Source organism: Paenibacillus sp. LC231 (assembly GCF_001860525.1).
Classification (GTDB): Bacteria; Bacillota; Bacilli; order Paenibacillales; family Paenibacillaceae; genus Paenibacillus_AQ.
The window spans coordinates 17,309-32,708 of the sequence record NZ_JFOM01000021.1 but is presented as its reverse complement, the minus strand read 5'-3'; the positions used below and the strand labels follow the sequence as shown (position 1 = coordinate 32,708).

9 protein-coding genes are annotated in these 15,400 nt (G+C 51.9%); 7 read left to right on the top strand and 2 right to left on the bottom strand.

Annotation, left to right across the window (positions count from 1 at the left end):
• Window positions 1-12: 12 nt before the first annotated feature.
• Entirely contained in the window at window positions 13-780 is a 768-nt protein-coding gene (locus tag AK95_RS15785; protein ID WP_235613131.1) for a hypothetical protein, read from the bottom strand.
• Window positions 781-940: 160 nt separating this feature from the next.
• Window positions 941-1,093 (bottom strand): hypothetical protein, encoded by a 153-nt coding sequence (locus AK95_RS34530; protein WP_164817485.1) that lies wholly within the window; start codon window positions 1,091-1,093, stop codon window positions 941-943.
• Between the two features lie 315 nt (window positions 1,094-1,408).
• On the opposite strand from AK95_RS34530, the gene AK95_RS15780 reads away from it, so the two are divergent.
• From AK95_RS15780 to AK95_RS15750, 7 genes are all read left to right on the top strand, one after another.
• Window positions 1,409-3,196, top strand: a complete 1,788-nt coding sequence (locus tag AK95_RS15780) for a vWA domain-containing protein (protein ID WP_071220922.1) — start codon at window positions 1,409-1,411, stop codon at window positions 3,194-3,196.
• Window positions 3,197-3,295: 99 nt separating this feature from the next.
• The gene (locus AK95_RS15775) at window positions 3,296-6,685 is read left to right on the top strand and encodes a tubulin-like doman-containing protein (RefSeq protein WP_071220921.1); all 3,390 of its coding nucleotides are present in this window, start codon (window positions 3,296-3,298) and stop codon (window positions 6,683-6,685) included.
• A gap of 3 nt (window positions 6,686-6,688) precedes the next feature.
• Window positions 6,689-9,073, top strand: a complete 2,385-nt coding sequence (locus tag AK95_RS15770) for a transcription initiation factor TFIID (RefSeq protein ID WP_071220920.1) — start codon at window positions 6,689-6,691, stop codon at window positions 9,071-9,073.
• Between the two features lie 37 nt (window positions 9,074-9,110).
• Window positions 9,111-10,376, top strand: coding sequence for a vWA domain-containing protein (locus AK95_RS15765; RefSeq protein ID WP_071220919.1), 1,266 nt, complete (start codon window positions 9,111-9,113; stop codon window positions 10,374-10,376).
• 17 nt (window positions 10,377-10,393) lie between these two features.
• Entirely contained in the window at window positions 10,394-11,035 is a 642-nt protein-coding gene (locus AK95_RS15760) for a beta-mannanase (protein ID WP_071220918.1), read from the top strand.
• 74 nt (window positions 11,036-11,109) lie between these two features.
• Entirely contained in the window at window positions 11,110-12,369 is a 1,260-nt protein-coding gene (locus AK95_RS15755) for a hypothetical protein (RefSeq protein WP_071220917.1), read from the top strand.
• Window positions 12,369-15,344, top strand: coding sequence for a GAP1-N2 domain-containing protein (locus AK95_RS15750; RefSeq protein WP_071220916.1), 2,976 nt, complete (start codon window positions 12,369-12,371; stop codon window positions 15,342-15,344). The genes AK95_RS15755 and AK95_RS15750 overlap by 1 nt, the downstream gene beginning before the upstream one ends.
• Window positions 15,345-15,400: the final 56 nt, after the last annotated feature.

Below are 15,400 nucleotides of genomic sequence, written 5' to 3'. Positions count from 1 at the left end.
GGTATAGCCCCTCTAATCCCATTTTTGAAAATCAGGGTCCGAGCGGTAGTGTTCATTATAAATGGCCGACACCCGGTCCCGCAGGCCGTTCCACGACAAGCCGGGATTGCGGCGTACGATCTGATACAAGCGTAGGAAGCGATATCTCGGCAAACCATCCGCATAGCGGCTAATGAAGTCAGGGAAGGTATCGATGTATTTTTTCTTCCGTACCGCTGCCCCGGCGGCGTCGATCATAATCTGCCTGCCTTGCTCCATCCGCAAAATGTTGGATTCATGGTCGAGCAGGTATTGGATGGCTTTGCTGTTAATCAACTCGCGTTTAATTTTGGCGATTTCACCGATATAGGCGGCTAAGTCCGGATCAAACTCATCCAGTAGCAGCGGCTCAAGCTCAAGCTCCATATCCTTGCGCAGGCTGAAGCTTTGAAGGAGAACGATCTGCTGCAGACGGATGCGGTCATTTCGGACCAAAAAGGCAATTTCCCTGACGATTTCATAACCTAGCTGGGCATCTTCCTTGATGGCGGCAGAAGCCGTCGCTTTGTTCAGGTCAAGGCCTTCAAGAATCTGTTTTCGCTGACTTCTTATAAGCTTGTCCAGAGCGTGCAAGGTCTCGGAATGCAGCACTCGCCGCTGGATCAGCCATAACCATACAAGCAGGGCCACCATACAAGCAAAGGAGATCACGATCTGCAAGAAGGTCTGACTAAGAAGCACGGCAGAGAGCCCTATTATATAGAAGAGAAGTCGGTCACTCTGCATGAAACGCTTTGCCATTTTCTCTGCAAGTTCCATAACGGGAACAAGGGCGTTGCGTTTACAGTGAGCGCAGCTGTCTTCCCAAAGAATCGTGAAATGGTGGCAATGTTTGCAAACCCTTAACTTTTGGTAGACATATCTCGTTTTATTATAGGGGCGAAGTTGTACGGGTTTTTTCTTATCCATGCTGTTCCCTCTGTGAGTTGGCAACTTCAAGCAGAGTCTGATGCAGCTGCTCCGGTGTCGGGGCGTTCTTCTTACGCTTGAAGTAGGCCGTGATCTTGATGATGACAAAAAGAAACAAAATCCCGAGACATCCGTATGTAATCATATATCTATTCCTTTCGGCATCATATTTGTTCGAAAATGGCGGGTGAGGCTTGTGTCCTAAGTCCGGGTGGTACGACTGATTATGTTGAACTTTGGCAGGTATAATTATATCATATGGACATAGTGCTGGTATATTTTAGTGATTAGCATGGTATTTTCTATATAAATACACCAGAGAAATGGATGTTCCCGTTATTGTTTTTAAGCTTTTTTTCATGTGATTTTAAGATTTATTGCCTACAGTTAGACTCATGGTCTGACAAACGAACCGAGGCATCCACCTGATGCTAGACTAAATGGATGAAGGAGTAATTCAATGTTACGTAAAAATAAATGGCTGCTCTCTTTGATGGCAGCGATGCTGCTGATCTTGACCTGGAGCGGAGGAACCATGCCTCAGGCAATGGCTGCCTCGCAAGGCTCCAAGATTGATGCCGTACTGGTGATGGATGCCAGCAACTCGATGAAAAACAGTGATCCGGAGCGGATCAGCAGCGAAGCGATGAAGATGTTTATCGATATGCTGGCCACCACCGGCGACAAGGTCGGCGTCGTTTCCTATACCGATCGGATTCAGCGGGAGAAAGCCCTGCTTGAAATTCAGTCGGAGGCGGATAAAACGGACCTGAAGGAGTTTATCGATCAGCTTGATCGCGGCCCGTACACCGATATATCAGTAGGTCTCGATGAAGCGGTGAAAGTGCTGAAGCAGGGAATGGACCCGGCGCATGCGCCGATGATCGTTGTTTTGGCCGACGGTAACAATGACCTGGATCCAAACACAGGCAAGACGAGCCAGGAAGCGTCAGACCAGTTAGATCAAGCTGTCAAGGAGGCCAAGGGAAGCGGCATCCCGATTTATACGATCGGGCTGAATGCCGACGGGAAGCTGAATAAAGAAACGTTGGCTGAATTGGCAAACCAAACGGGGGGCAAATCCTTCACTACCAGTTCGGCGGATGACCTTCCGCAAATATTAAGCGAGATTTTTGCCAGCCACCAGCAGCTCAAGATCGTTCCGGTACAGTCGATTACCGGCAATGGAAGCTATCAGGAAGTTACGGTTCGTGTGCCGAATGCGAACGTGCTGGAGGCGAACATTTCCATTATGTCCTCAAGCCCGGTCGACGTGAAGCTGGTCGATCCTGCCGGCGCTGAGCAGACTATTCCTTCGGGCAATGTCCTGCGATCTACTTCCAATTCCTACTCGCTGCTCAAGCTGCTGAAGCCGCAGCAAGGCGATTGGAAGCTGCAGGTGAAAGGCGTATCGAAAGACAAAATCGACATTAACCTCGTATTCAACTACGACCTGGAGCTGACCATGGATCCTCCGCCACCTTCAAAGGTAAAGGCAGGAGATACGATCGATATTAAGGCATATCTCGTCAGCAATGGACAGAAGCTGCAGGATCAGGAGCAGTATGGCAATATGACGGCCAAGCTGTTGGTTAAGGATCTGGATACCGGGGACGAGTCAGAGGTCGAACTTGAGAACAAAGGCGGCAGCTTTGAAGGGAATTACAAGCTTCCCCAGAAGCACGACTACGAGCTGAGAGTACGGGCGGAGGAGCAGAGCTTCTACCGCGAAAGCGCGCCTGTGAAGATAAGTGCAAAAGCGGCAGCCGCGGGCTCCGGAAGCGGTGGGAAGGAGATGACTGCGGGCGAGGATGCGAAACCTTTTCCATTATGGCCCGTAATCATTGGCATCGCGGCGCTGCTCCTTGTTGGAGCGGCTGCATATTTCATACTCGGCGCGATTAAGAGAGCGAACAAAGGCTTTGTCGGTCAGATCGTGATCGAGATCAGGGACGAGAACACCGGCGAGAAGACATTCCCGCAATACAAGAAGCTGACTTCGTTCAAAGGGAAGTTCAATCTGCATCAGCTTCTGCAGCTTGCTCCGGAGCTGAAGGAAACGGAGAAAATCCTGTTCATGCCGGGCAAGAACGACCGCATCATACTTAAGAACAATTCTTCAGCCGTGATTGAGAAATCCGGCCGCGCGCTGGATGCATCGAATGGCACGGAGCTTAAGAACGGAGACCGGCTGAGAGTTTCCCTGCAGCAGGCGGACAAAACGATATTATTTGAATATTTGGCTTAAAGTGCGTGTTCAAAAAGGGCTGCTTCCTGACTCACTTCTTATCAAAAGCGGACTTTTTGAACAATCTCTTAAAGCCATGACCTATCAGGAGGGGAAGTTATGAAACCGGTAGTAAGAGAACATATACAACAGCTTGACGTTTCACTCGGAGGCGGCATTGTCAGCGAGAAAATACGGGTGGATACTATCGACAATCCGATCCTTATCATTGGACTTGGAGGGACGGGGATCGATGCGCTGCTGCGCCTGAAGTATCAGATTAACCGCCGCTTCAAGCTGCCGGAGGATCCGTTGTCCAAGAAGAGAATGGACAAGCCGGACAACGTGGAGTTTCTGGCTTTTGAGACCAACGAACAGGATAAGAATAAACGTTATAAAGGCATCGGGCTTGATCCGATCAATGAATTCGTGCTTCTCTCCAATGCCGAGATTGGAGGCCTCCTCCAAAACCGCAGCATCTTGGAGCCGTACATTACAGATTGGCTTTCGCCAGAACTGAGCATTACCGATGGTATGAACGGGGCAGCAGGCGTACGCCAAGCGGGCCGTTTGCTCCTGTTCACGAAGATTACGCAAGTGGTGCAGGCGATCGACAAGAAGATCAAGACGCTGTCGGTCGGCACGAACAAAAAGCTGATGGTTTTCCTGCTGACGGGGCTATCCGGCGGTACGGGCAGCGGCTGCTTTTTGGACATCGCCTATATCGTCCGCGGCATTATCGAACGCGACCACGGCTCTGCCGGCATTGACCGCGTGAACACCCTTGGCTATCTGTTTACGCCGGATATTAATCTGGCGAACAAAAGCTTGAGCGAGCATACGCGCGAATACATCAAGAAGAACGGTTACGCCGCACTCAAAGAGCTCGATTACTGGATGAACGTGGATGCCAGAGGCGAGCGTTTCAAACAGCAGTACGGTAATATTCTGAATGTGAACTCTCCACTGCCTCCGTTTAATCTCTGCCATCTGATTTCCGCTACGAATACGGAAGGCAAACTGCTGGAGAACGCCTATGATTACTGCATGAACGTTACCGCTGAGAACATCACGAACTTCATGGCCAGCGAGGAAAAACAGTCCGGCGAAGAGTTTGCGATTCATGACTATATCAGCAACATCCGCACCAATATCGCACAGATGAACAAGGCGTACCCTGCCAATTACGACTACAACATTATCGGCGCATCTTCAGCTGTTCTACCGATTGAAGAGATGACCACTTATCTCGCGTACCGCGTTTTCGGCAAAATGCAAACCATGTTCGAGAAGGCGCCAAGCCAGGAGGACGTCGAGAAATTCGCAAGCAAGCTGGGCATCGACCTGGACTCGATGACGAAGAACTTCGAGTCCCGCGTGCCGGAGCCGCTCCCCGGGTATCAGAATAGCGAACGGCTCAGCTACGCGAACGTTGTGAAGAACCAGGTCATCAATATGGACACGGAGCTGGAGCAGAATTTCCTGGCGAGAGCCCGCGAGGAGTATATCAAAGCGAAGAAGCAGCTGCCGGGCGAGATCGTGGCTCAGTTCAGTGATCAAATCCGCCGCATGTTCCTGCATCCGCAGCAAGGACCGTTCTATGTGTCCCGGTTGATCTATACGGAGAAGGGCTTCAGCCTGCTGAAGATGCTGCTGTCCTACATCGAGGCGCTGCGCGAGAATCTGACCCGCATTCCCCGTGACATCGAGTCGGCCAGGGAACAGGCCATCGAACGCCTGGGCGATGCGAAGAGCGCTTTTGTCTCCAAGGATAAGAAGAAGAATATCTATATTGAAGCCAAAATCAACGAATATTGGCTGGAAGCGGATGTGGAACGCACCGAGCAGATGATTGAATTCTATGAGGATTTATACGATCTGCTGAATCAGGAGAATAACCGGATTTACAGCGTGTATACGGAAATTCTGAATGCATTGAATTCGATTTTCGCCAAGAACGGCGACATTCTCGTCAACGGGGAAGAGCAGCAGGACCATAAAGGGAATAAAACGTATTACTGGAACCTGGTCAGCGTGCCCGACATTTCCGACGTGATCAACAAAATCATGGATCAGAAGGATGTGGACGATCTCATCCGCGATTTCGCGCAGGAGCTGCTGAGCCATGCCAATCGTTGGACGCGGGAGCAGGAGATCGATATCGTCAGATCCATTTCGGAGTTTCTTACCGATAAATTCGGCGATCTGATCACCCGCTCGATGGAGGATTTCCTCGTCATGAAATTCGGGCAGGAGGATTCCATCGAAAAATTTGTCGAGCGCAATATCGCCAGCAAGCTGGATGACGAAGCCGTGCCGGTCTTCCATCTGAGCAACAGCGCAGGCAATCTGTACTTCCCTTCCTGGGGCTTCGTGTCCGTGCCGGTACAGGCACCAAGCATTCTGAAGGGGATTCGCAATTATCAGAACAATTCGGTCGGGAAGTCTCACTTCACCGTGAAGGAGAGCGAAGTGAAGAACCGGATTTTCTGGTTGAATACGAAGAACGGCGTGCCGCTGTTCGTCTATACGCCGCTTAAGGTTTATGAGGAAAGCTACGAACGCACGATCATGGACAAGGAAGGCGTCGGACGTCACTTGGTTCAGACGGACCGCAACAATTGGACGTACCTGCCGTCGCCGATTCCCGAAAAATCCTGGGGGGATACCTACGTCAACCCGCGGGTTCAGGAGTACAATGCCCGGGTTCGGTCCGAATTCAGCCAAGCGCTTGAGTATAAGGTCGTCATCCAGAAGGATGTTGACCAGAATACGAGCAGCCGCTATGCGGTCGTGTTTACGAAGCCATTTGATCTGAACGAGCTGCTTCGCGCTTATGATTTGCAGTTGGATAGTCCCAAGCCTAATCTTGGGGAAGTGAAGCGGGCATGGACCGAGCTGAAGCGGCTCTTGAACGAGGGGCTGGAGCGGGTTGGCTCTAAGGATATTTTCAACAGCATCAACGAGGATATGGCCAAGGAGAATCTGATCCGTTCGCCGGAAATGATCCGCATCGTGCGGGAAGAGCTGAAGAAATATGCTGCCATCGCGGCCAAAATCACGGAATTCGAGCTCTTGATCAGCGACAATCAGAATGAAGAGAAATGGCTTGATCAATTCATCGAGGCGTTGTACACCGGGACGATCACCAAGAAGGGTGCGCTCTTCGTTTATGATCGCGATCCGGAGGAAGATTCCTGGGAGCCGTTTGCCAACCTGCTGAAAAGCGTGAACGACGTGGAGTATGAAGTCTACAAGCACTTCCGTCAGCTGGATGAGAAAAGCCGAAGCACGCTGCTTCGCAAATCCTCCCGCCGCGATCAGGAGCTGACCGCTTCCGAGGACATTACGCCGCTGCTCACGAAGCTGGAAGAATTGGCCGAGCGGTTCCTGGAAACGCGCGACCGGCTCGAATACGAGAAGGTGGAGCTTGCGGACGGTGAAGAGCGATACCAGTTCTACAGACAGGTATCTTCGAAATTAAACGACATCCGAAGAAGGTTGAAATAGACGATGAGGGAAATTCTTCGCCAGTATGCTGCCGGTTATGCCAAATCGGAAGAGCAGCTTACCTTGAAGGAGGATGATCAGAGCAGCATCCACTACCCGGAGGTATACTTGTTCATTGGCGACAAGACAGCGTCCGCCATCGAACCGATCATGGAAATTCATGACCGCAAATGGGATAACAGCGCAAGCGTCGTTTATTTTCATGTGGGAACGGACCGGAGCGGAAATCGGGAGCCGAAAGGCTCCGACTCCTCCGGTCGCCTTCATCGGTATCATCTGCAATTGCCAGCGTCAGACGGCTCATCCAAGTCCGCACGCAAGGAGCTGTATCAGGGCTTCCATCGGGACCAGCGCCACCTGGCCGGGTTGAATAAAGCGATTCGGAAGCTGAGCCACCACATTTCAGACTATGGACGCAGCTATTCATCCTTTGACCGGATTCATCTGTCTGTCATTACACGGGTCGACGACCCGTTCAATGTGTTTATACCGGAAATTTCATTACTGGCCGCATCCATCTTCCAGCAGTCATTCAAGTCGGTGCAAATGGATATGTATGCGATCATTAATGAAAGGGAGCAGATTGATTCCTATGGTTATGCGAGCTCTGTGGGCGTTGCCTTCCTGCGGGAGCTGGAGCTGATGCAGAGCCGGGAATACAGCTTCTCCGCGCCGCTGCAGGTCACGGAGGATGGGCTGACCATTCCGGTCGTTCACCCGGCCTCGCCGCTGTTTGATCTCGTTTATGTACTGTCCGATAAGAATGAACGCGGCATAACCGGATACGCAGGCATGCAGGATATCTATGATATCATCTGCCATCTGGGTTTGCTTAAGAACCGGAAGCAGAAGGATGAAACCTATGACGGCATCAGAGGCATTTATAACAATACGTCGTTCAAAAGCAATATCATGACCGAATCCGGCCGCCAAGGTTTTGTCTCCGCCGGCTTTGCCCGGGTGAAGAGACCAAACGAGCCGATTGCGCTAACGGTGCTCTATCATCTGTGCCGCGGACTTCTTCTTCGCATGAAGGGCGGGCCCGAACCGGAGGTTCATGAATGCCGGACCTACTTTGGTCTAAATCCGGAGGCCGTATCGGCAAGAGCGGATTTAATGCTGCCCAACCCGGAGCATCTGGACGGGCTAAAGGGTATGATGTCACACCCCGTCAGTTATGCCGGGCTGAAGCGGATGAACATTCGTGAAGCAGAAGAGGCATTGTTCGGGGATGGCTGCCGGCAATTTTTTCACAGCAATTACGAGCTGGAGGTCCAAAAGAGGCTTAGAGATATGAGTACTTCTGAGGAGCTTCAACGTGCGCTTCGTCGAACCTTGGCGGATCATCCGCAAATCGGTTGTTATCAAATCGTGAAGTGGACGAGCGACAAGGCGGGAGAGGGGATACTGCTTGAAGCGGTTCGTTCCCGAATCCGGGATCTCGGCAGCCAACTGAAGAGCGAGCAGGACGGACTCAACCGCTATTATGAGGAAAGCGTGGAAAGTCAGCCGTTCAAGAAGCTTCCTTTTCGGGATAAGCAGAATGTGCGCCATTTCATTCGATATTTCGTGGGCGAGGTTTATAGACGCAAATATGAGCTTTTGCAGCTGGAAACGGAGCTTGAGCTTTACAGGTTGTATGAGACGGAGCTCGAACGGATTCACCGTGAGTACAAGCAGCAGGCGAACATGCTGGACCAGCTCGAAGCGGAATTGCTGGAAGCAGCCAAGTCGAGCATCCGTACCGCAGATGATTATATCGGCCAGAACCTGATGGAGTATTATGGCCTGGTCACGGAAGAGCTGATGCTGGAATTGGAGAGCAAGCGCGGCCAGGGTGTATTCTTCGAGGAACGGTATGTCGGCAATCTCTCCATCGTTACGCCTGAAGGGATCGAACCGATCCTGTCGAGAATGATCCGGGTCTGTCTGAGGGATCTATTGACGGCAGAGCCGTTCGTGCAGACCTTCGAGGAAGAACTGCTGCGGCGGGCGAACGTAACCATCGACTACAATAACAAGCAGGTGCTTGCCAAGGAAGATCTGTTTAAGGTGCTTTACCGGATGCTGGAGGAGAGCTCCGTTACGTTGGTCAGACTGCTTGACTATACGCAGGAGCATCGATATGAGGAGAAGTACTTCTTCGGCGATGCCGACAGCGAATTCGTCCGTTACGCGATCCACGCCGATGAAGCTTTACGGGTGTACAAGCTTGGCATCGTGCATGAGAAGCGCTCAAGCGGGGTTGAGAAGCTGAACCTGATGGGAGGTTTCCACTTGGAGGATCTGATGTACTACCGGAATGGCAGAACCTACTACGAGACCTATACGGCAAACGGTTATGAATTTCATGGAATGGAACCGGTGCAACTTCCCGAGCTGCGCTAGCGTTCTTAGATTCTGATACAGAGAGTAGGCGTGTATTGTGCAACGAAAAATAAACCCTCTCCTGCTGCTGTTTAGTCTAGTCGGTGGGGGAATCGGATTTGCCATTGGGGAATTTTTGCTTCGCCAGTGGGGGATAGGGCTTCCCGTCATCGTGGTTACAGGGATCTATTTCGGAATTTTGGCCTTGTGCATCGGATTGGCCTGCTTCATCGCAGAACTGATTTCCCCTCGTTTGAATGGGAGCTCATGGAGACAGCGATATACAGGCACATCATGGAAGCTGCTGATTCCATCCACTTTGGTGGCACTGTTCCTGTTAGGTATGCTGTTTGAGTGGGTGTATCAGTTGAACCCGGGCAGCGCCAAGCCCGTGAAGGACATCGTGCTGATCATTGATAATTCAGGCAGCATGAAAGAGACGGACCCGAATCAGGACCGATATACGGCGGCCAAAAATCTGATCAACCGCATGGACGAGGATAACCGTGTATCGGTGATGGTATTTGATCATGCAACAACGTTACTGCAGCCGTTCACGCGTGTGAAGAACCAAGAAACCAGGGATGAGATCATCGCGGAAATCGACGGTTTGGCAACGACCGACGGTGGCACGGACATCAGTCTCGCGCTGGAGGATACCATGACGCATATCCAAGAGAGCCATGATGCCGCTCGAACCGCCATGGTCATTATGCTGTCGGACGGCTTTAGCGAAACGGATCATGCGCGTGTGCTTGCGGACTACAAGCAGCAGCAAATCGCGGTGAATACGATTGGCCTCAGCCTTGTTAACCCGGACGGTGCCCAACTGCTTCAGACGATTGCCGCCGAAACGGGCGGGCAATATTACGATGTGCAGAACGCGGCAGATTTGTCTTTTGTTTTCCAGAAAATCTATGACGATGTCGGGGATCGTTCCCTGTTGACGAAACGTACGGGTGTTATGGAAGATAGCGTTTATTATCAGATTGTAAGAATCGCTGCGATGCTGCTCATTGGCGCTGCCATGGGCCTTGCCCTCGGGATTGTGTTTGATAACCGCCATCTCGCGCTTAGCTTCAGCATCGGCGGAGCGGTATCCGGCGTGCTCGCAGGCGTTGTTCTGGAATATGGCCTATCCGGGGGAGAAGTGGGGGATGCCTCCATTCGTATGCTGGCCTGCTTCATCCTAGCAGGAGTCATCGCCTTGTTTACGTTGGTGATCCCGGTTAAGGAGAACAGCAGGATCATTCGTAATGAGCAGCGGCCGGGCCGAACGGGACGAGGACAACGGCCGAATGATTCAACAAGCCGAGGATTTTAAAGCAGGGGGCGTTCGATATGCGTTTTAAAAATGCGGAGCCCGGAGAATGGGTCATTCAGGGACTAAGCTATCAGTTGGAAGATGGTTTCTGTACGCTCCGCTGGAGCTGGCCGCCAGGTCTTCAGGCGGTATACATTCACCGCGAGATGGATGATGGATTTCGTCCGCCCGCTGGGGCTTTGGAGTCTGGCAGCCTGCGTCTGTATACCCGAGACGAGTACAAGGCGAACAATGGGTATCGTGATCGGGTGGACGGAATAGGTCAGATTATGTACACGGTGTATGCCATGTCTTCCGAAGACGGAGAGATGGCCTTAATCAGGCAGCCGGATGAAGCGAACAGCATTCAGTTCAGCACCGGCAAAGCCATGCTGGCATACTCCATCCGCGAAAAGAGCCGCTGGCTGCGGCCTTATAAGACGATTGAAATTCAGGTGACGGCGGAAGTGCCGGTACCCAAGGACGTTTTATGTTATGTAAAGAAGCAGGGGGCTTATCCGGTTAACAAGGAAGACGGCATCTTGTACCCTTTCGTTACGGATTTTGCAGCGGGACGCAACGAATTGCCTGCGATCGAGGTGGGCAAGAACGATTATATTCGCTTGTTTTTTACGGATGGCAAGAAGTATGGACAACGGTATGAGCTCGTTTATAGATAGAGAGATCGAACACACAGTAACCACGATGAACGCATCAGTGTGTAATTCATAGGGTTCAGAGGGAGGTACGAAAGATGGGCATTTTTGATATATTCAAGAAAAAACCGGAGCCGGAGCCAAGGCCGCTGTTCTATGATATTGTGTGCCCTTACTGTTTCAGTAAGTTTGCTCCGAAGGAGGTTGTCTTCCGGGCTGCCCACGACCGAGAGGATGACGAGGACTATGCGCTTGGGGAAGATGATGAGCTGAATCGGTACCGTGAACGCTTTGGGCTGGATTCGGTGTATGATATCGAAGCGATTATCCGTCCGAGCGACATACCGGAGGAGCAGCACATTTATTCGGATCACGTACTGGTTGGATTGAATGACCGTTACGGCGTCGTCACGCGCAGACGGTTGTGCCCGAAATGCCACAATGAGCTTCCGGTAACCGCCGGGAAGGTGCCAAGCAACATTATCTCGATCATCGGTGCTTCGCAAGTGGGTAAGTCGGTCTATATGACTTCGCTCATTCATACGCTGCAGCATACGACGGCAGATCATTTCGATGCGGCCTGCATGCCGCTGAATGCCGAGATCAGCCGCAAGTTCCGTACCGGCTATGAGGAGCCGTTATTTGAGCGGGGAGATTTGCTGGCGTCTACGCAGAAGGAGAAGATGCAGGAGCCCTTCATTTTCCAATTCGTGTTCAAGGACGAGTCCAAGCCGCCGTTAACGCTCGTATTTTTTGACGTGGCGGGCGAGGGCATGGTGGACGAGGATTATTTGGGCCTTCACGGACAGCATATCAAGAATTCCGCGGGTATTCTGTTTATGGTGGATCCGCTTCAAATCCGCTCCATCCGGGAGAAAATCCGTCTGAAATTCGGTGACCAGCCCGGTGAATGGGTGTCCCAGTATGATGAGCCGCGGGATGTCGTGCTGACGATGTTCGGCGATTTCATCGCTTATGAGGACAAGGGCAAGACGGATATTCCAACGGCCGTCGTGCTGACCAAGAGCGACATGCTTCACGCGCTTAAGGATGAGGATGGCGAATATGTGAAGCTGAACAGCAACATTTTTAACAATGTGGTGCACCGCAAGCATATGAATTTGACCGAGTTTGAAAATATTGACGGCGAGATCCGCCGTTTTATCGAGAAGGTGGACCGTCCGTTCAAGGGGACGATGGATGTATACTTTTCGAATACTGCATATTTTGCCGTGTCGGCTCTCGGCAGCAACCCTGTCGACCAGAAGCTGCAGAGCGTGGTCAGCCCGATTCGGGTGGATGAACCGTTCATCTGGCTTTTGTACAAGCTGAAGTATATTCAGGGGAGGGAAGACTAGTGCCGGATTTCCCATCCCGAACCATACAACAGCAAATGTACACGCGGGAGCGCCGGGGCATATTCCGTTCAGCCGAAGGCTTTGATACAGTGGCTCGTTCGTCCGGATTGGAGGCCTCCTTTATCAAAAAGGTGCTGCATCCCTTTTGCCAATACGAAGCTCCTGCCGAGCTGACGGCACGCAGCGAGAGGGAAGCGGCAGCTTATCCGGCCGCCCTTCATCTGTTCCATACGGAAACAGGAGAAACGGTGCTGGGGCGCAGCGTGTTTCAGCCTGCGGACTTTACGGGACTTCGCAGTGCCTTTTTTACGCATCACTATGTCATTCCCGACGGTTTCCTTGAAGATGAGCATTCCGCTTATCAGACTTGGCTGCAGGCCTCATTCGCCGATCATTACGATATCGAAGAAGGCGTAGACCTGCCGCAGCTTCCTGCCATTCCGGTTGAGGCCGATTCTCAAGCCGCCTTTTCCTATAAGAAGGCGCCTGCCTTATTGCAGGAGCTTGGAATCGACGAGAAGGTATTCAAGCAGCTGCTCTATGCATGCATATCCGCGGCTGCCGGGAAGAAAAAGGTATATATCGTTCTGGATGTCCCGGTGGAACAGTTGTCCGCGAAGGCGGAGCAGCTGCTCTTTGTGTTGTTTGGCCGATTGCCCTATGCGCTGCGCCAGGTGCTTGGATTCGTAACCTATGCCAAGGAGCCGCAGAGCAAGAAGGGACTTCACCTTATGTTCGTGGAGAAGGGCAGCCTGCGTCTAAGCGACCGCAGCATCGAGAAGGATTATTTGTTTGAGCTCGCTGCCGGCAGGGTCATCAATGCCGATCTGAAATGGTCCGAGCAGCCTTATCTTGATTTTGCATGGGAAACGCTATTGGACCCGGATCGCTCCGAGCGCTTTTTTGCCTTCGCCGAGCAGATGCTTGCCGATATGGAGCCGGGTCTGGGGATCTTGCTGGACAGCTACGATGATTTATGTGTGCTGTTCCAGATTGAAGAAGGCCAAGAGGGCTTGTACCATGAGCATAAACATGCCGTTCTGCGTGCAATTCTGCTGTATTTGAAGCCGGCAGGTGCCCTTGCTTCTAAGGGACGGCTGGATCAGCTGTTCCACACCCTGTTTGCCCAGGAATTCGAGCTTGTCAAAGGCGGACATGTTCCGGATGCAGCCATTGCCGGTTTCGTTAGGGATTATCACGGCATCAATCCCCGGCAGCACCATGATCTGATTGTGGAATATTTTATCCGCTCATTAAATAACGCCTTATCGAAGCGGCGTCAGGATGTGACCGAGGCGATTTACGACTTGCTGGAGGGCAGCCCGGCCTTAAGCCGAGCCTTCTACGCCAGGGTGCTGACGAGTCCGGGACTGCCGGCATTGATGTTTGATCCGTACATGAAAAAACGCATGCAGCAAGCGGCGTCACCTACAGACTTGGTAGATCTGATCGGCTTGTGGGTTCGGAACCACCCGCTCCTGCTGGAACAGGAGAATTACATCAGGTTAGCCGAAGCCCAGCTTGTCGATAAGCTTAAGCAGGATTCGGATCCGGTGAGAGCGGTCAACGCCGTCCTGGACCAATTGGATTCGTTGGAGCACCATCCTCAGAAGGGAATCGGTCGTTACCAAGGCGGAACTGCATTTGCAGACCGGTTGATATATGCGGCAAACCTCTTCCTCTTGCGTGAGTTGGAGCCCGAGCAATTAAGCCAGAAACAGCTGCTGGATATCGGCTTTCTGCAAATGCCGAAGGAGTTCAAGGGCTGGGTAGAGCGGTTTGATTCCCGGATTCGGTCCAAAGCCGCGGTCATGCTGGCCCTTCACCAATGGTCCAGCCGAGAAGAAGCAAGAGTGGAGGTGCTGGAGGATCTGTCAGCCGAGGAGCGGGAACGAACCCAGCAAATCATGCGGAAATGGCTGCAGAACCATGTGGTGCCACCCCGATTTGATAGCATTACCCTAGCCTTTTGCACGGAGATTCGTTCCAGTGCCGTAGACTATCGGGGCTTGCTTGATTATTTGCACAGATACGTTAACAGTCCGGAAGTGGTATACCAGTATATGAAGTGGTCTGCCGAGCAACCTGTATTCGTTAGACCGCGGGGACTTGTTCCGGCTTATGCCACCGCCATCGTTGATTATTTCAAAACCTATGACCGTGAAGCGTTCAAGAATAAGGAATATGCGAAAACGTATTTCGATTCTCCTGCTCCAATCCTTAAACCGGTGTATACGAAGGTTAGGGCCGAATTAGCTTCGCCGTTGGTGCGATGGATTCGACAGCATTCGCGGTTCGTAAAAATCACGTCATCTTTGCTTGCGGTGATCGTTATTGCTGGCGCTGTCTTCATGATGATCCAAAACGGCAAGGGACCTGCGGATGGCAGTGCCGATCCGAATCCGGTCACTACTCCTCCGGTTACCGCACCTCCGGCTTCTTCCGATACCGTTCCTGAAAAGCCGTTACTGACGGCGACGGTAGTGGAGGAAGGCGAGCAGAAGGGCAAGACCGAGCTGAGTTTCCATTTTAAACAGCCGGCAGCTTGCCGGGATTTCAATGTGGACGAGCTGCAGATTGTAGGCAAGGATGCAAGCACGTTGTTTGAAGCTGCCAGCCCTGAATTAACGCGGGTATGCGCGGATGAAACTACAGGCGAAGCGGAAGCCGATCCATCAGGAACAGAGATTGAATCAACGGAAAATCAAACGGACCCGAATACTGGGACAGCAGAAGGGGAAGACTCGTCTGATCCTGCTGAAGGTGCAGATGGGCAGTCATCGGAGAGCGTTGGTGACGCTCAGGAAAACCAGACTTACTCAAGTCAGGTTACCGTGAAGCTGGATAAGCCGCTTGACGTGTCCCTAGTCGAAAAGGTTGTTGTGGATGGCGTCTCGTATGAGCTGTCCGACGAAAGCGCGCTTTTGGAAGAGCCCGAGCAGACTCCGGAGAATGAGACGGATGAAGGAGTTTAATATAGAAAACGAGCAGACGATCATTCGTCTGCTCGTTTTTTTTCGACGCCTCTTTA

Coding starts and splice junctions, on each gene's coding strand:
- AK95_RS15785 (WP_235613131.1), bottom strand. CDS start 780: ATGGCAAAGCGTTTCATGCAGAGTGACCGACTTCTCTTCTATATAATA.
- AK95_RS34530 (WP_164817485.1), bottom strand. CDS start 1,093: ATGATTACATACGGATGTCTCGGGATTTTGTTTCTTTTTGTCATCATC.
- AK95_RS15780 (WP_071220922.1), top strand. CDS start 1,409: ATGTTACGTAAAAATAAATGGCTGCTCTCTTTGATGGCAGCGATGCTG.
- AK95_RS15775 (WP_071220921.1), top strand. CDS start 3,296: ATGAAACCGGTAGTAAGAGAACATATACAACAGCTTGACGTTTCACTC.
- AK95_RS15770 (WP_071220920.1), top strand. CDS start 6,689: ATGAGGGAAATTCTTCGCCAGTATGCTGCCGGTTATGCCAAATCGGAA.
- AK95_RS15760 (WP_071220918.1), top strand. CDS start 10,394: ATGCGTTTTAAAAATGCGGAGCCCGGAGAATGGGTCATTCAGGGACTA.
- AK95_RS15755 (WP_071220917.1), top strand. CDS start 11,110: ATGGGCATTTTTGATATATTCAAGAAAAAACCGGAGCCGGAGCCAAGG.